The organism is Niallia sp. FSL M8-0099, from assembly GCF_038006945.1.
Lineage (GTDB): Bacteria > Bacillota > Bacilli > Bacillales > Cytobacillaceae > Niallia > Niallia circulans.
Window position 1 is genome coordinate 2,845,682 of record NZ_JBBOWF010000001.1, and the last position, 15,971, is coordinate 2,861,652.

Annotated in this window: 18 protein-coding genes and 1 pseudogene; 4 read left to right on the forward strand and 15 right to left on the reverse strand. The window is 34.1% G+C overall.

Annotation, left to right across the window (positions count from 1 at the left end; translation table 11 throughout):
* Nucleotides 1–23 precede the first annotated feature (23 nt).
* Together NSQ92_RS14150 and gpr are read right to left on the reverse strand one after the other, a co-directional pair.
* A complete protein-coding gene (locus NSQ92_RS14150) occupies nucleotides 24–371 on the reverse strand; it encodes a DUF3679 domain-containing protein (protein ID WP_047941314.1) in 348 nt (115 codons plus the stop codon).
* Between the two features lie 117 nt (nucleotides 372–488).
* Nucleotides 489–1,610 (reverse strand): GPR endopeptidase, encoded by a 1,122-nt coding sequence (gene gpr / locus NSQ92_RS14155; protein ID WP_047941315.1) that lies wholly within the window; start codon nucleotides 1,608–1,610, stop codon nucleotides 489–491.
* A gap of 208 nt (nucleotides 1,611–1,818) precedes the next feature.
* Between gpr and rpsT the strand changes: the two genes are divergently transcribed.
* A complete protein-coding gene (gene rpsT / locus NSQ92_RS14160; protein ID WP_016202952.1) occupies nucleotides 1,819–2,085 on the forward strand; it encodes a 30S ribosomal protein S20 in 267 nt (88 codons plus the stop codon).
* Nucleotides 2,086–2,266: 181 nt separating this feature from the next.
* Here the strand turns inward: rpsT and holA are convergent, their stop codons facing one another.
* From holA to NSQ92_RS14180, 4 genes are all read right to left on the reverse strand, one after another.
* Nucleotides 2,267–3,289, reverse strand: coding sequence for a DNA polymerase III subunit delta (holA, locus tag NSQ92_RS14165; protein WP_341152881.1), 1,023 nt, complete (start codon nucleotides 3,287–3,289; stop codon nucleotides 2,267–2,269).
* Between the two features lie 464 nt (nucleotides 3,290–3,753).
* Nucleotides 3,754–6,084 carry a DNA internalization-related competence protein ComEC/Rec2 gene (locus tag NSQ92_RS14170; protein WP_341152882.1) on the reverse strand — a complete coding sequence of 777 codons (2,331 nt, stop codon included), beginning with the start codon at nucleotides 6,082–6,084 and terminating at the stop codon, nucleotides 3,754–3,756.
* Nucleotides 6,085–6,132: 48 nt separating this feature from the next.
* Entirely contained in the window at nucleotides 6,133–6,711 is a 579-nt protein-coding gene (locus NSQ92_RS14175; RefSeq protein WP_047941317.1) for a ComE operon protein 2, read from the reverse strand.
* A 152-nt stretch (nucleotides 6,712–6,863) separates the two neighbouring features.
* Nucleotides 6,864–7,499, reverse strand: a complete 636-nt coding sequence (locus NSQ92_RS14180; protein ID WP_341152883.1) for a helix-hairpin-helix domain-containing protein — start codon at nucleotides 7,497–7,499, stop codon at nucleotides 6,864–6,866.
* An 88-nt stretch (nucleotides 7,500–7,587) separates the two neighbouring features.
* Here NSQ92_RS14180 and comER point away from each other — a divergent pair, with 88 nt between their 5' ends.
* On the forward strand, nucleotides 7,588–8,421 hold the full coding sequence (gene comER, locus NSQ92_RS14185) for a late competence protein ComER (protein ID WP_047941319.1): 834 nt from the start codon (nucleotides 7,588–7,590) through the stop codon (nucleotides 8,419–8,421).
* Between the two features lie 225 nt (nucleotides 8,422–8,646).
* Here comER and NSQ92_RS14190 read toward each other — a convergent pair whose 3' ends face one another.
* From NSQ92_RS14190 to NSQ92_RS14225, 8 genes and pseudogenes are all read right to left on the reverse strand, one after another.
* On the reverse strand, nucleotides 8,647–9,393 hold the full coding sequence (locus NSQ92_RS14190; RefSeq protein WP_341152884.1) for a class I SAM-dependent DNA methyltransferase: 747 nt from the start codon (nucleotides 9,391–9,393) through the stop codon (nucleotides 8,647–8,649).
* Nucleotides 9,390–9,746: a ribosome silencing factor gene (gene rsfS, locus NSQ92_RS14195; RefSeq protein WP_047941322.1), complete on the reverse strand. Its 357-nt coding sequence runs from the start codon at nucleotides 9,744–9,746 to the stop codon at nucleotides 9,390–9,392. The genes NSQ92_RS14190 and rsfS overlap by 4 nt, the downstream gene beginning before the upstream one ends.
* The gene (gene yqeK, locus NSQ92_RS14200) at nucleotides 9,747–10,316 is read right to left on the reverse strand and encodes a bis(5'-nucleosyl)-tetraphosphatase (symmetrical) YqeK (protein WP_047941323.1); all 570 of its coding nucleotides are present in this window, start codon (nucleotides 10,314–10,316) and stop codon (nucleotides 9,747–9,749) included. It abuts the gene before it with no gap.
* Nucleotides 10,306–10,875, reverse strand: a complete 570-nt coding sequence (locus NSQ92_RS14205; protein ID WP_047941324.1) for a nicotinate-nucleotide adenylyltransferase — start codon at nucleotides 10,873–10,875, stop codon at nucleotides 10,306–10,308. Before NSQ92_RS14205 ends, yqeK begins: the two co-directional genes overlap by 11 nt.
* Before the next feature lie 22 nt (nucleotides 10,876–10,897).
* A complete protein-coding gene (yhbY, locus tag NSQ92_RS14210; RefSeq protein ID WP_341152885.1) occupies nucleotides 10,898–11,191 on the reverse strand; it encodes a ribosome assembly RNA-binding protein YhbY in 294 nt (97 codons plus the stop codon).
* Nucleotides 11,185–12,021, reverse strand: coding sequence for a shikimate dehydrogenase (gene aroE / locus NSQ92_RS14215; RefSeq protein ID WP_341152886.1), 837 nt, complete (start codon nucleotides 12,019–12,021; stop codon nucleotides 11,185–11,187). Before aroE ends, yhbY begins: the two co-directional genes overlap by 7 nt.
* Before the next feature lie 43 nt (nucleotides 12,022–12,064).
* Nucleotides 12,065–13,168 (reverse strand): ribosome biogenesis GTPase YqeH, encoded by a 1,104-nt coding sequence (gene yqeH / locus NSQ92_RS14220; RefSeq protein ID WP_047941326.1) that lies wholly within the window; start codon nucleotides 13,166–13,168, stop codon nucleotides 12,065–12,067.
* 3 nt (nucleotides 13,169–13,171) lie between these two features.
* Nucleotides 13,172–13,711 (reverse strand): annotated as a pseudogene (locus tag NSQ92_RS14225) (YqeG family HAD IIIA-type phosphatase); the annotation flags it as partial.
* A gap of 555 nt (nucleotides 13,712–14,266) precedes the next feature.
* Between NSQ92_RS14225 and NSQ92_RS14230 the strand changes: the two are divergent.
* The gene (locus tag NSQ92_RS14230) at nucleotides 14,267–14,407 is read left to right on the forward strand and encodes a sporulation histidine kinase inhibitor Sda (RefSeq protein WP_016202937.1); all 141 of its coding nucleotides are present in this window, start codon (nucleotides 14,267–14,269) and stop codon (nucleotides 14,405–14,407) included.
* A gap of 81 nt (nucleotides 14,408–14,488) precedes the next feature.
* Here NSQ92_RS14230 and NSQ92_RS14235 read toward each other — a convergent pair whose 3' ends face one another.
* Nucleotides 14,489–15,277 (reverse strand): phosphatidylserine decarboxylase, encoded by a 789-nt coding sequence (locus tag NSQ92_RS14235; RefSeq protein WP_047941328.1) that lies wholly within the window; start codon nucleotides 15,275–15,277, stop codon nucleotides 14,489–14,491.
* 126 nt (nucleotides 15,278–15,403) lie between these two features.
* Here NSQ92_RS14235 and pssA point away from each other — a divergent pair, with 126 nt between their 5' ends.
* Nucleotides 15,404–15,943, forward strand: a complete 540-nt coding sequence (gene pssA / locus NSQ92_RS14240) for a CDP-diacylglycerol--serine O-phosphatidyltransferase (protein ID WP_341152887.1) — start codon at nucleotides 15,404–15,406, stop codon at nucleotides 15,941–15,943.
* The last annotated feature ends 28 nt before the right edge of the window (nucleotides 15,944–15,971 follow it).

Genomic DNA, 15,971 nt, shown 5'->3' on the forward strand with positions numbered 1-15,971 from the left:
AAAATGATTTACTAAACAGTCTTTTATTTTTCTTTTTCTTCCATTATATCTGCAACAAGATTGACTCCTTTTTCTGCTACAGAAGATATCGTATCTGCTACTCCTTTTCCGATGCTAGACAATAAATTAAATGCTTTCATTTCCTCTAATTGCTGTTTCTTTTCATCCAGATCGTGACTAGTGATATTTTGTCCAAGGACAGACGCTTCTAAATTTCCATCCTCTTTATTTATAGCTACAGCACTTTGGAATCCCTCATCTTCATATCCTTTCATTTTGTGAATCCCACTATTTGCTTGCTGCATACCAAATAATACACAAATAAACATCAACAAAACAATTCCGACAGCACTTAATGTATATAGTTTCAACTTGATCAATCTCCTTTAGTATCAGTACCAAGTTTGTATTTTCCAAATCTACCATCCCTAGTAACTCTATTGAAAATATATGAAGTAACTAGGAATGGTAGAACCCTTTTAGTAAATTTAGTGGGTATTATACCCTACATTCTCTTGATTTATCGCTGAATGAAGTGCGGCATTTAAACCATTTGCAAGCAAATTCGCCATATCTTCTATAAAAACATCGACCTCTTTAGGTGTGACCATTAAGTTATGACCAATTGGTGATAACACTTCATAGATTAACTTTCTCTTTTCTTCCTCAGGCAATGTTCCAACAATACCTAGAAATGTCTTACGATGCTGCTCTTCTGGTAAATCTTCATCCGTTAATTTTCTTTTTTCACCAAAGGTCAACCCAGCTGGAGCCAATGCTCTCGATGGTTTATTTCCTTCTTTTAACTCCTTACCAAAATGCTTTAATATATAATCAATTGTGTCACTTGTAATAGACACTGCATCTACGACAGTTGGAACACCGATAGCAATCACTGGTCTTCCTAACGTTTCTTTACTTAGTTCCTTCCGTTTATTTCCTACACCAGAACCAGGATGGATACCTGTATCGGAAACTTGAATCGTCGAATTCACACGATCAATGGAACGGGATGCAAGAGCATCAATAACAATTACAAAATCAGGATTTGTTTTCTCGACAACCCCTTTTATAATGTCACTTGTTTCAATTCCTGTTAATCCCATTACACCTGGGGCTAAGCTTGATACCGGTCGATAGCCCTCTTCTACACTTTCTGGCTGTAATTCATATAAATGTCTTGTTACAAGTATATTCTCACAAACCTGTGGCCCCAATGCGTCAGGTGTAACATTCCAGTTCCCTAGACCAACTAATAAACAAGATGCATCCTCTTTTATATCGCTCTGCTTTAAAAATTGAGAAAACTCTTTTGCAAATACTTGCTCTACTTTTTCTTGCAATTTCGTATCTTGCTGTCTAATACCTAACACTTCTATCGTTAAATATTTTCCTTGTTTTTTCCCGATTAGTTCTTCTCCCTTTTCGGTGACCTCCACATAGGACATCTTAATACCATTCTCTTCTTTCTCCTTGATGATTACCCCATCTAGATGTGACTGATCTTGTTCATTTTGAACAAGTCCTTGATTATGTAAAGCTAAATCTTTTGCTTCAATTGCCAAATCTGTTCGTACTGAATACATGCTTAAATCAAGTTTTTCCTCCATTGTTATCCCCTTCCAATCCAAAGAATCATTTTATTATTACTAGCATTGCCTTTCTCTCAAAAAAAATTCATATTGTGCAATTTGACTGGAGGTATTGCATTATTAGTCCTCGTTTGATAAAATATCACTTGTTCTTTAAGTTTTTTAGGAATGTATATATCGAGTTTAAATAATGAACTTGATGCTTCGTTTTAGGAGGTGAACGTAAATGCCAAATATTAAATCTGCTATTAAACGTGTGAAAACTAGTGAAGCTCGTAACGCTCAAAACACTACAGTTAAATCTGCAATGCGTACTGCTGTTAAAAAGACTGAAGCTGCTATTGCTCTTAATGATACAACTGCTGCAAATGAAAGTTTTGTAGAAGCTGCTAGTAAGTTAGACAAAGCTGCTGCTAAAGGTCTTATTCATAAAAATGCTGCTGCTCGTAAAAAATCTCGTTTAGCTAAAAGAAAAAATGCTTTAAACGCATAATGAGTAAAAAAGACTATCTTCCTGATAGTCTTTTTTTATTTATAAAGCTTGGGCAGAATTATACAGAGAAAAACCTGAACAATTCCATACAATTGTTCAGGTTAAAAAGTTTATCGTCACCACATTCAAGACACCTATAGGAACGCAGAGGCAGTCCGACCTCATTTAGATTAGATCGCCTTTATACTCCACGTCCTATTTGAAAGAGAATCATTTCTATGACCATGTTTTTAGGCATTGCTCCCGTTTTTAATTGATAGTCACCTTCTGCAAATAGACGGATACACTTTGTTAATTCCTCTTCTGTAAATCGATTAGCTTGTCCTGCTGCCAATTTAACTCGGAATGGATGAACTTTTAAAACACTAGCAATTTGCTGTTGTCCATATCCTTTTTGCGCAAGTCCTTTTACTTGATAAATTAAACGAAATTGATTCGTAATGATAGAAAGAATCTTTAATGGTTCTTCATTTTGTTTTAATAAATCATAATATATCCGCAAGGCTTCATCTATTTTTTTAGAGATCACTTTATCGACAAGGGAAAAAATATTTTGCTCAAGCGATTTGGCAACTAATTCTTCCACAATCTCTTTCGTAATTAACTTTGAATCTTGGACGTATAAAGCCATCTTATCAATTTCAGTTGTCAAAAGAGACAAATTAGTTCCAGCGAGACTTAAAATAGTGTCAAGTCCATCTTCATTTATCTCTACATGATTATATGCGGCACGTTGTTTTAACCATTTCTTTAGTTCTTGTTCATTTAATTTTTTCGCTTCTAAAATAGATGCAGCTGTTTTTAGTTGTTTGGTTATCTTCTTTCTCTCATCTAATTTTTCGTAACTTCCTACAAAAATCATAATTGTAAACGGAGATGGTTCTTTTAAATATTCCTCTAGTTTTTTTACATTATGTTCCACTTTGGACTTAGATTTTTCAGCAGTTAAGAAAAAAGGATTATTTAATACAACAACCTTTCTTTCGCCAAAAAAGGGGATTGTTTCCGCATCCTCTATCGCGACTTCTATTGGTGTTTCCTCCAAATCATATGTAGATAAATTAAAATCCTCATCTTCTTCGTTTAATAATGATTGCAATAATAAATATTTTGTTTCATTTATTAGAAAAGACTCAAGCCCATATAATAGATAGACAAAAGAAAAATCTCTATTCTTTATTTTTTTCCATAATTCTTCGATCATTTCTTCTCCCCATTCCCTAAAAAAACCATTGCTCCTTATTTTCCATACAAAACAATCCCTAATCAATTATTATATACGAAATTCCTAACAGTTGTCCTTCTTTTCGAAAATTTACATACAGAAAGAAGATCCTTTCGACATCATCTCTCTTGTTAACGAAATTCTTTCCTAAAGCTTTGGTATAAGCTCTAGGAAGATTTACTAGCACAATGAAATGATTATCTTAAGGACCTTCCTTCAATCTATAATGAACGTTACACATTAAGGCCTAGGATACTTAATGTGTAACGGTGCAATTATATTAATAGTGTACTCCAATGGCTAGATTCTATTTGTGTCAACTCTTGACAACAAAGGAAAATCAGTACGATTCATGTCTATATAGGTAAGTATTTTTTATTCCAATCGGATAGGTATTTAGATGACATTTTTCCATTATTATAGCCATTCACTATTGCTATATTCTATGGAATTCGCAATTCAAATGTGCCATCTTTTTCCGAAAAATAAAAAGAAATCCCCCCATTTTCATCTGTTCTGAATACTTTTACCTGATAATCCTCTAAAATAGTGAGCACATCCAGACTGGGATGATGATACCTATTATTTATCCCAACTGATATAACAGCAATTTTCGGTTTAAGCCGCTCCATAAATTCACTTGTTGAAGAAGTTTTACTACCATGATGTCCCACCTTTAAAACATCTATTTCTCTTAAATCCGGATATTTGTTCATAAGTGCTAGTTCTCCTTCTTTTTCTAAATCTCCGGTAAATAGCCATGTAATGCCAGCGATCTTAGCAAAAAGGACAATCGAGCTATTATTTTTTGTTAAATTCTCCTTCTCTATTGGTGCCAAAACCATAAAAGACTCCTTCCCTGTACTCCACTTCTGTCCTGCTTGTTTAAAACGAATGGGGATTTGTTTCTTTTCCACTAATTTTAATAAGTGTTCTTCTTCTATAGACCAATCTCCTTTCACATTGGGATACATTATTTCTTTTACATGTAATTGTTCGATAATAGCAGTACTTCCGCCTATATGGTCTAAATCACCATGGGTTAAAATTAATTTATCAATTGTACGAATCCCTTTACTTTTTAAAAAGGGGACAACTGTCTTGGCTCCCACTTCATATGGGTCTTTCCTTTTTTGCCAATCTTCTTTCGGGAAATTGACAGTACCACCGGTGTCTATTAAATAAGTTCCTTTATTAAATGGCAGCTGAATAAGAATGCTGTCCCCTTGCCCAACATCAATAAAAGTGATTTCTCCTTTTGACGGATAGACATTGTTTATAAATTGAACACTCATAAGCAAAAGTGGAAGACAATATAACCACCTTCTTAAGGTCTTCGCCAAATTCTCGTATAAATAAAAGAATATGGGCAGGCTGAGACTATAAGCGCATAAAAAAAATAAGGATGGCCTTCCCAATATAATGGTACTAAATGGAAAACTCGATAATTTCAACACCAGCTTATCAGATAACAGGATGATAAAATCTAATGGGAAAGAAAAAAAAGAAATAAATGGTGGAAATATAAAGGATAGGACATAGAGAACAAGTAAGTACGGCAAAATAATAACCGTATAAAAAGGGATAAAAATAAGATTTGCCAGTAAGGATAAGGTCGGAATTTCAAAAAAGTAGTATAGAATAACAGGGATAACAGCATATTCAGAAATAAATGTCAGGAAGAAATACATTTTAATGGTTGAGGAATGATATTCTTTAATAAGCGAGGATGATACAATGAGAAAAAAACAGACGATAAAAGATAATAAAAATCCAACGTTAAATAACATTCTTGGTTGAATCAATAAATATACGGTAAATACTATACTAATTATATCGATCATCGGCAAAGGAGAGGAAGTATAAAATTTATTAATGGCTAAGAGGATAAAAGCAGTAAATACAGCTCTAATTACGGATGGGCTGAGCCCGGTTAAAACTGCATATATTGGTAAAAGCAGCAGAAGAATAGTACTAGCCCTTTCTCTCGTTAAACCAACTCGTATTAGTAAAAAATAAACGATACCTATTAAAACGACGACATGGGAACCAGAAATAGCTAATAGATGAATAATGCCTATACGTTGAAACGCATTTTGCAAATCTTCCTCCATCATACTACGATCACCAAAAATTAAAGCTTCTGCAATTGGAATAGTTGTTTCTGAAAAATGATTTTCAATCCAAATGGTCCCTTTTTCTCTTAGCTGCTTTAATGATAGAATAATATTTCTTTCTGTCACACAGCTGCTTAAATCCAAATTTTCCACTGATACTAGCCAATAAATCGAAGTATTTTCCAGGTATTGCTGATAATTAAAGCCATTTTCATTTCGCTGAGAAGAGGGAAGTGATAAAGATCCCCTAATAGCGCACGTCTTTCCTATCACCCTCTTCGTTTTTAAAAAAGCTTTTTCTGCTTTCGTTTCTATTTTATAGGAAAGCAGCAGTTTTTCCTCTGTTCGTTTTTCCCTACCTACTACCCGCCACCTATCTCCATCTATCTCAGCTGGTTCTATAAAAGTAACGAAAAAAGAGGAAGTATCCTCCTTTATTTTCGAGCTATTCCCATGATAATCATAACTTCCTCGAACAACGAACAAAAAAAATATACACAGCAGAAAAGCAGCTAATTTCCAACTTCCTTTCTTCATTAGAAGTAGCCATCCTATAAATAGAAAATAGAGGATATAGACCATTAACTGTTGTGTATAGGCACATAATAAGCCGAATAAAGCTGATACTGCGAAGTACAATAACTTTGTTTGAATCATAAATCGCTCCTCACGAGACAGCTGTAGACCGGCAGTAGAGAGGTTTTATTAAATAGACGTCTTTGTGGTTGGTATGATGGAGAATAATTCTGCCGCTCTTTTTTCCAAAGCCTCTATCTCTACAGAATCTGCATTATTTTCTTTTAATTGTTTTACAAGCGCTTCTACCAATGCCTTTTTCTCCTCTTTGTTCTCAAGCTCTTTTCTTTCCACCTGTACTGTTTCAATATTAGCCTGTTCAAACAACTCTAGCGCATATGGATGATTTTTATAATCCAATTCGTAATAAACTGTTTTAATACCTGCTTGTACAATTGCCTTACAGCATTGAAGACAAGGAAAATGAGTAACATATATATCCGCCCCAGCAGTTGGAACGCCAAATTTAGCACATTGTAAGATAGCATTCATTTCCGCATGGATTGTTCTCACACAATGGTTGTCAATTACATAGCAGCCTTCATCTATACAATGAACACCACCAGCTATACTGCCATTGTACCCCCCGGCAATTATCCGTTTATCTCGAACTATCGTTGCCCCTACTGCCAATCTTGTACATGTACTTCTTAAAGCCAGTAATTCGCTTTGTGCCATAAAATACTCATTCCATGAAATTCTTTCCACTTTCACTTTCACTCCCATAAATAAACCGAATTGAGAAAAACACTAATACTTTTCATTCCTCATTAAGTTTATCGAGAACTATGTCACCAGTCAATTACGAAAAGACTGCTCAATATATTGCTTTAAATGTGTATCCCTAATTTACAAGAGATTTATTTTATCGAAATCAAGGATTCTAATTTTTCATATGTTTTCTCTCCAATTCCACTTATGTTTTTTAAATCCTCTTTTGTAGAAAACCCTCCATTCTGTTCACGATACTCCACAATGGCAGCTGCTTTAGATGGACCCACTCCTGGTAACTCAAGCAATTCTGTTTCACTTGCTTTATTAATATTTATTGTTCCTTCATTCGAAGGGACGGCAGTCTCGTTACCAACTGCATTCCCATTAGCTGCTTCCCCTTCTTCTCCTATATAAGGAACATAGATAATCATTTCATCTGTCACTTTCATTGCAAAATTCACTGCGTTTTTTTCACCATCTTTCAAAATTCCGCCTGCCTTTTCAATCATATCATTCACTCGTTCTCCGTCATTCGCTTCATACACACCTGGATTCTTAACCGCACCTTTTACATCTACCAGCATTACCGTAACAGGAGGGTCTTCCTCCGATGCTTCTTCTGGCTTCTCCTCTATGTTTCTTTCAGCAAACAAGTTTTCTTGGGGAATTTGTTCTTCTTCATTACTCGAGATAAAAATAGGGTAAAAACGATATAGCAATAAAAGTACGATACCACCTATACAAAAGAAAATCATTTTCTTATTTTTACGAAGCCAGTCCATGATAACTAATCATCCTTTCAGGTATATTTTGAAATGCTGCGACATATCGTTATATGAGAAAACGCTCAATATAAGGGGGGATGGAAGATTGAAAATTGGAATGATTGGTACAGGAAATATGGGGAAAATACTAATAGAATCAATGATTGACGGAAAAGCTGTTTCCCCCGAAGACTTATTTATTTTCAATCGAACAAGAAACAAAGCTTTAGAAATTAAGGAAGAGTATCCTACCATAAATATATGCGATAGTGACATGGAAATAGCAAAAAAAGCAGAGCTTATCTTTTTATGTGTAAAGCCACATGATATGTATGAGGTAGCCCATACTATTTCTCCCGTTTTAACAGAAGAAAAATGCGTTATTTCGATTACTAGTCCAATAAGCCCTGACCAGCTTGATTCTTTATTTAGGTGCTCTGTTGCTCGCATTATCCCAAGCATTACAAATAGAGCATTGGCAGGCGTTTCTTTGTTTTCCTTTGGAAGCAATTGTACGGAAGAGTGGAAAAAACACTTAGAAAGTTTGTATGAAAAATTTTCGACACCATTAGAAATTGAAGATGACATTACGAGGGCTGCCTCTGATATAGTAAGTTGCGGACCAGCTTTTTTCAGCTATCTTACCCAAAGATTTATAGAAGGCGCAGTGGATGAAACAGAAATTGATACAGAAACGGCAACAAAATTAGCTAGTGAAATGCTTATTGGCTTAGGAGAATTATTAAAGAAGGGCTATTACACTTTACCTACATTACAGGAAAAGGTATGTGTAAAGGGCGGGATTACAGGCGAAGGAATAAATGTTTTGGAACGTCAATTAGGAGATACTTTTAATCAATTATTTCAAGCAACACAGGCAAAATATGAGGATGATAAACAATCCCTTAAAAATCTTGTCACAGGACATAAAAATATATAATGCTCCTCCTTACTTTCGACTCTATCCATTCGAATTCCTTCTCCCATTTCAATTTTTTCAAAAGAAATTGCAAAAGGCTGCTATCAGAATAGGAAAAAGGGAAATGATCCACCCAAGGACCATTTCCCTTTTTCACGTTATCGCCATAAAAAGACAATATGTAGGAAGGATGTTTCCAAGCATTTACTTGCAAAATACTAACTTGCTTCACAATGAGGAAACATCTCATTTTTTCTTACAATAAAAGAAAATTCTCTCTGCCTTTTCATCTAGTGTATCTTGAGAAAAATCTGCTGTAACTTTCAATAAAGTAAACCCTGTTTGTTCGAGCCATTTCGAATACTGGTCAACAGAATAAGTTCGTTGAAAATGGAGTTCATCATAACGACGATACAAACCTGAGGCTTCATCCAATTCAAAGAAACTTAAATCATGTTGGACGCTATTAGGATATTCTCCTTCATAGCATTGCCATATAAGGCTTAAATCCTCATCATTGACTGTATAGGTTTGATTGATAAATAATTGATTCATTTTATATAAGGAATGTACATCAAATATAAATAAGCCTTTTTCATCTAAATGGGCATAAACACTTTTAAAAGTGTTTATGACTTCTTCTTCCGTTCTTAAATAATTGATGGAATCACAGCAAATACAAATAAGATCGAAAACAGGTAAGCCCTCTAGCTGAGACATATCTTGTTCTATATAAAATACTGATTCTCCTGCTTCCATCGTCTTCGCTTGAGCAACACTCAGCATATCCTCCGATAAATCAACCCCAGTTACATTATAACCAGTCTGGGCCAGCCTAATCGATAACTCTCCTGTTCCACAGGCTAGGTCTAAAAGGTTTGCTCCATTAACTTTATAATCATCTGCTGCCTTTTTGATAAGCTGTATCCACTTTTCATAAGGTACATCATTCATTAAGCGATCATAAAGATAGGCAAACTGCTCATAACTCATTGACTGATCACACTTTCCACATTTTCCACTGGTGCATCTCCCCAAAGACGTTCTAAATTGTAATAAGTTCTTTCATCCCGGTGAAAGACATGGACAATAATATCTCCTAAATCAACTAAAATCCATTTTGCCTCATTATAACCTTCAAAACGTTTAACCGTAACTCCAAGTTCACCAGACTTTTCTTTAATTTCATTCGCAATAGCCTGTACTTGCTTGTCAGAATTACCATGACAGATTACGAAATAATCAGCAACAAGAGATATACCTTTCATATTTAGGGCAACAATATTCTCTGCTCTTTTGTCATCAGCTGCCTTTACAGCAGTCCATAATAAAGTACGTTCATCCATTCAATCAACCTCCATTTTTATACAATAACTGTTATATGTTTCAAAGCTTAAAGGAAATACAGCTCGATTATTCCGAATAAGAAACATAATCGTGTTTTTCACCGCTTGCAAAAAAGCTCTCTCCAAACTCACTTCGGCCAATTCTCTTACTTCATCTACTCCTGGAAAAGCTCGGCCAGGTTCAATATAATCGGCTAAATAGACTATTTTTTCTAGCATACTCATTTCAGGTCTTCCTGATGTATGGTATCTAATAGCATCTAATATTTCTCTATCTTTTATTCCGACTTCTTTCTCAACTAAAAAAGCACCGACTGGAGCATGCCAAAGTTCAAAATGAAATAACAAAAGATTAGGATCCATATTTTGCTGTATGATAATCTTTTTCATTTCCTCCTTTGGGCGGAATTTTGCGTAATCGTGAAAAATCGCTGCTATTTCTGCCTTTTTAGCATCTCCACCATACTTATTCGCTAACTTAATTGCTGTTTCCATTACACCGATTGTATGAATATAACGCTTTTCCGTTATTTGTTCTTTTACTATTTGTAATGCTTCTTCACGATTCATATAGACGATTCTCCTCAATATATCTCTTTACTTCATCTCTGACTAAAAAGGAAATGGTTTCCCCTTCCTTAACTCTTTCACGAATTAAGCTCGAAGAAATATTTATATCAGGAACCTTTACATACTGCACTGGGTATTCCGTTTCTAGTTGATATTTTGGGCGGTTTACACTTATGAATTGTACGATTTCCATAAGTTCTTGAATTTTATACCATTTTGGCAAATATTCTACCATATCGGCTCCAATTATAAAATAAAAATCATTGTTTGGGTAAGCCTCATTTAAAAGCTTCATTGTATCATACGTATACGATTTTCCCTCTCTGTCTAATTCCATCGTTTCGATGCGAAAAGAGGAAGTAGATTCTATCGATAATTGTAACATTTCTACTCGTTGAGTATTTGTTACTGTCCCTGTTTTTATTTTATGTGGAGGTTCTTGATTTGGCATAAACCATATTTCATCTAATTTTTTTGCGTGCAGTACTTCATTTGCTATTATTAGATGCCCTATATGAGGAGGATCAAACGTCCCTCCCAATATTCCAACTTTTTTCAAAAAAATCGCCTCTTCTACCGACTTATGATGGTAAATTTATCGTTTTATTTTCTTTTGATTCTTTATATAATACAATTGTATTTCCTATAATTTGAACTAGCTCACTTTTTGTTCCGTTTACTAACTCACTTGCTATCGTATCTTTATCTTCATCACAGTTTTGCAAAATACTTATCTTTAATAGCTCTCTTACCTCTAAAGCTTCACTTATTTGTTTAATCATATTGTCATTAACGCCACCTTTTCCTACTTGGAATATAGGGCTTAAATGGTGTGCCTTTGCTCGTAAAAACCTTTTTTGTTTACCTCTTAACATGATGATCCTCCTAATTGTGTTAAAACATTTTGTCTCATTCTAGCTGTATCTGGGAAAATTCCTTGCCATTTCTCAAATGCTAAAGCTCCTTGATATACAAACATATCAATCCCATTTTGCGTTATAGCGCCCTTGGCTTTTGCATCTTTTAATATTTTTGTTTCTAATGGATTATAGATAATATCACTAACGAATGTACCCTTCTTCAAATTGCTTACTTGAATAGGCGAAGCATCTATCTTTGGTGACATTCCAATGGAAGTTGTTTGGATGATAAGTTCATATTCCTCAAGATTTTTTTCCACTGAAGCAACTTCCAGTATATTAGTTACGACTGGAAAAGGACAGGCTTCTTTCAGCCTTTCTGCATTTGAAAGCGTACGATTACAAATATCTATTTGGTGTACTCCATAATTAGCTAATGAAAAATAGATCGCTCTTGCGGCACCACCACTACCAATAATCAATGTTTTTTTCTGCTTCAAGTCGGTAAGCTGGTCTAATAGACTTCTTAAATACCCATCTCCATCCGTATTATACCCAACCCACTTTCCATTTTTACAAACCACCGTATTAACAGCGCCAATTGCTTCACTCAATGGGTCTAGTTCGTCCAAAAAGGAAATGATTGCTTGTTTATGGGGGACGGTCACATTAAAGCCATCTATATTACTATCCCTCAAACTTTTTAGTCCCATTTCGAGCATCTCTGTTTTAATATGCATTTTTTTCATTTCAGCATCGAAACCATAGAAATGAAAAAGGTCATTATGCATAACAGGTGACATCGAATGTTGAATTGGATCACCAATTACTGCATAGTTCTTCATAAATAGCCGCTCTCCTTTTCCCCTTGCTTTATTGCAAAACAGATTATATTAATGATTTACGCAACAAGGCATGAACCCCTTTAGGCACATAAACAGAAACTTGAATATTCGGTTCATTCATCGTTATCCAGCCTAATCCGGAAAACACAATATCTGTTTTTGGTTCTTTTATAGAAAAATCATGCCTTACCAACTCAGGAAAAGCATCCAAATGCTCTCTTTTAGGAGGTGTCAATAATTCACCCGCATGTTTTTTATACAGCTCGTCTGCTTTTTCCAACTTCGTCCGATGGATTGTTATTTCATTAGAGAAATAGCATACAAAGCTACTGCGCTCGCCTTTTACAAAATCAAATCGAGCCAGGCCGCCAAAGAATAACGTTTGTTGATCGTTTAATTGAAAAATTCTTGATTTTATTTCTTTTTTTGGCGTAATAATTTTTAAATCCTTTTTATCTACAAAATGAGCCATTTGATGGTGATTAATAATTCCAGGGGTATCCACTAGATATTTACCATCCGACAATGGAATTTCAATAATGTCTAGCGTTGTACCAGGAAAATGTGATGTAGTAATTACATTTTCTTCTCCAGATACCTCTTTTAGAATTCGGTTAATAAAAGTAGATTTTCCTACGTTTGTGCAGCCCACTACATAAACATCTTTTCCGTTGCGATGATATTCAATAGCATCCAGTACTTCTTTAATATTCTTTCCTTTTTCTGCACTGACAAGGTATACATCCTCTGGTCTTAATCCTAAATCCTTCGCTTCTTTTTTCATCCAATTGATAACCTTCTGATGTTTCACTGATTTTGGTAAAAGATCTACTTTATTTCCTATTAGTATAACTTTATTGTTCCCAGTAAAACGATGAAGGCCAGGTAGCCAGCTTCCATTGAAATCAAAAATATCTACTATTTTTACAATTAAGCTGTCACTTTTCCCTATTTCATTTAGAATCTTTAAAAAATCATCATCTGTTAAAGAAACATCTTGTACTTCGTTATAATGCTTTAAACGGAAACATCTTTGACAAATAACCTCATCTTTTTCTAATGAAGAAGAAGGTGCATAGCCTAATTCATTCTTGTTCTCTGTCTGAATAACTACTCCACAGCCGATACAATGTATTCTTTCTGTCACGTATTAATCCTCCCAAGTTAATTTTCCGTTTCTACGAAACCAATTTAAAATTCTTCTTTCGATTCTACGATTAATTCTGGTCATAAACCCATCTGTTTGCGCAACAGGCACGACTAAAATGGTATGAAACCCACTACGATTCCCACCTAGAACATCTGTTAATAATTGGTCCCCAATTACAACTGCTTCTTCTTTTTTTATATTCATTTGCATGATAGCTTTTTTAAAAGCACGGCCAAGCGGCTTTCTAGCAGCAAAAATAAAAGGAATATGCAACGGGTCAGAAAATGACTTTACTCTTGCTTCTTTATTATTGGAAACAATTGTGACTTTAATGTCATTTCTCTTCATTTCTGCAAACCATTCAATTATTTGTGGAGTCGCAAGCGGGCGATCCCATTCTACTAACGTATTATCTAAGTCTGTTATGATGCCTTTTATTCCTTTTTTCTTTAAATCATCTGGGGAAATTTCAAATATATTTTTAACAAACTGATTTGGCAAAAATTGATTTAACACTAAAAAACACCTCTTAACTCTTTCATTTCTATAGTTTAACCAGTATGTCTTCCTATTGTTATGGTAACCATTTTTTCGATAGAAGAAAATAATATTATACCGTTTTTCTTCTTAAAGAAGATACCATATTCTTGCTTTTTTTAATAATAGCAAAATAATTTTCGACAAAATACGCATTTTTCAACATATGTGGATAACATTATACACATAATACCCATTGATTTACATATAGTCCACATAGTTCTCAACAAAATAATCACAGGTTATCCACTGAGCGCTGTGGATAAACGAACAGTTGTTCTCTATGTTTATTTTTGTTAAAGTAAGGATACAATATAATATCCAAAAAACTTCCAAGATTAATTTACTAAAAAAGAAGATTAAAAGTGTTTTCTACATAGCAAATTTTTTACATAGACAAGCTCGTTTTCTGATAAACATTGTCGATTGATCCATCTTGTATGCACTTTTTAATCAGCAAATTTTTTTAAAACCTTATTTCAACACTGAAAATAACAACATTTATATATGTTTTCTATGAAAATCTTCTCATTATATTCGAATGGAGGTGTTTCTGGCATGCGAAAACTGTCAGATGAATTATTGATTGAGTCCTATCATAAAGCAAGGGAATTAAATTTAAGCCCTGAATTTATTCGTCTCATCGAAACAGAGATTCACCGACGTTCTTTAAGCAACAAGATAAAAGTCTCCTCTTAAACCAATAGTAATAATTATACATTCCATTTGAAAACAGCCTTAAAAAGGCTGTTTTTCTTTTAAACTATTAAATTTGTATCATTACGCTTTGCGAAGCTCTCCAATAACCTCTCCTATTTTAACCGGATATGGAATGGAATGAAAGCCTTTCTGTTTAAATGTATTTTTTTCAAATAGCAACACAACAGTTGAGCCAAATGAAAAATAGGCAATTTCCTCTCCTTGAACTACGCGGTCTTTCTTATGATTTAGGACGATAGAGTTAATAAACATGGCACCAACCTTCACAATACAGATCCCGTTTCCTTCCTCTGTCTTTAATTCCGTTATAGAACGATAATTTTTGGAGAGGGTAGATTTGCCCCACTTTAAACCATATTTATTAACAGGATACGATTTATTTCCAAGTGTCCAACGATTTGTTACGGTACCTGTGGCAGGACAATGAATACGATGATAATGACTTGGGCTTAAATAAAATATTAAATAAGTTCCACCAATATACTTATCCACTGTCTTTTCATCACCAAGCATTTCATGAATAGAATAGGTTTTTCCTTTAACTAAAATAGAGCAATCTTCTCTTACTTCTCCAATATCCTCAATCACAGCATCAACAGGACTAATTATTTCTCCATGATCAGCATGAATATTTCGGCAGTTAGCTTTTAATTTTCTAATAAAAAATTCATGCAAGGATCCGTATTCCTTTAGTTGTTTGTCCATTTCCTCTATATTTATTTTATAAACTTTTGCAAAGGAAGGAATTATATATCGGCTCCATCTAGAATAAGCAAATTTCTTAATCAAATAGGAACTCCATCTTCCATTTGTCAGTTCAATACAAAATCGATAAATTGTTTCTTTCAATGAAGCAATCCTCCAATAAATAAAAATTTTTCTTTACGAATAATCATATACTAATTAGAATTATATATGATTATATAAAAAATAGTTGTATGAAATGCAAATCATTTCATACTAGGAGTGAATCTAATGTTTTTACATGGAGTTTTAGAACAAACCATCAAGAAAATTAAAACTCAACTCGCTAATGTGTTAACTTTAACAAATATTTCATTAGGTGCTTTTGCAATTATCTATAGTTTAAAGGGACATCTCCAATTAAGTCTACTGCTTATTTTTATCGCTGCATTAGCAGATAGACTGGATGGAATGACTGCCAGAAAATTCAATATCGAATCAGAGCTTGGCAAACAGCTTGATTCTATGAGTGATATCATTTCATTTGGGGTAGCACCGGCATTATTAGCGTACCAAGGTATTTTATTTGAGTTGGGAGCACCAGGATCTTTCTTTACAGTCCTTTATATTGTGTGTGGCGCTTTTCGATTAGCTCGATTTAACATTACGGAAAGTCATGGTTTTTTTACAGGCCTGCCGATAACTGCTGCTGGCTGTATTTTAACCTTTAGCTGTCTATTTTTCACTTTTATACCGAGCCATATTTATTTATTTCTTATGCTTATTCTTTCCATTCTGATGATTGGAAGTTTCAAATGGAGAAAAATATAAGCATTTACTAAAGCTATTCATCAAAAAA

Excerpts from the sequence above, each read along its gene's own strand:
- gpr (WP_047941315.1), bottom strand. The coding sequence starts at position 1,610 with ATGGAGGAAAAACTTGATTTAAGCATGTATTCAGTACGAACAGATTTG.
- rpsT (WP_016202952.1), top strand. The coding sequence starts at position 1,819 with ATGCCAAATATTAAATCTGCTATTAAACGTGTGAAAACTAGTGAAGCT.
- holA (WP_341152881.1), bottom strand. The coding sequence starts at position 3,289 with ATGATCGAAGAATTATGGAAAAAAATAAAGAATAGAGATTTTTCTTTT.
- NSQ92_RS14170 (WP_341152882.1), bottom strand. The coding sequence starts at position 6,084 with ATGATTCAAACAAAGTTATTGTACTTCGCAGTATCAGCTTTATTCGGC.
- NSQ92_RS14180 (WP_341152883.1), bottom strand. The coding sequence starts at position 7,499 with ATGGACTGGCTTCGTAAAAATAAGAAAATGATTTTCTTTTGTATAGGT.
- NSQ92_RS14190 (WP_341152884.1), bottom strand. The coding sequence starts at position 9,393 with ATGAGTTATGAGCAGTTTGCCTATCTTTATGATCGCTTAATGAATGAT.
- rsfS (WP_047941322.1), bottom strand. The coding sequence starts at position 9,746 with ATGGATGAACGTACTTTATTATGGACTGCTGTAAAGGCAGCTGATGAC.
- yqeK (WP_047941323.1), bottom strand. The coding sequence starts at position 10,316 with ATGAATCGTGAAGAAGCATTACAAATAGTAAAAGAACAAATAACGGAA.
- yhbY (WP_341152885.1), bottom strand. The coding sequence starts at position 11,191 with ATGTTAAGAGGTAAACAAAAAAGGTTTTTACGAGCAAAGGCACACCAT.
- aroE (WP_341152886.1), bottom strand. The coding sequence starts at position 12,021 with ATGAAGAACTATGCAGTAATTGGTGATCCAATTCAACATTCGATGTCA.
- NSQ92_RS14230 (WP_016202937.1), top strand. The coding sequence starts at position 14,267 with ATGCGAAAACTGTCAGATGAATTATTGATTGAGTCCTATCATAAAGCA.
- pssA (WP_341152887.1), top strand. The coding sequence starts at position 15,404 with ATGTTTTTACATGGAGTTTTAGAACAAACCATCAAGAAAATTAAAACT.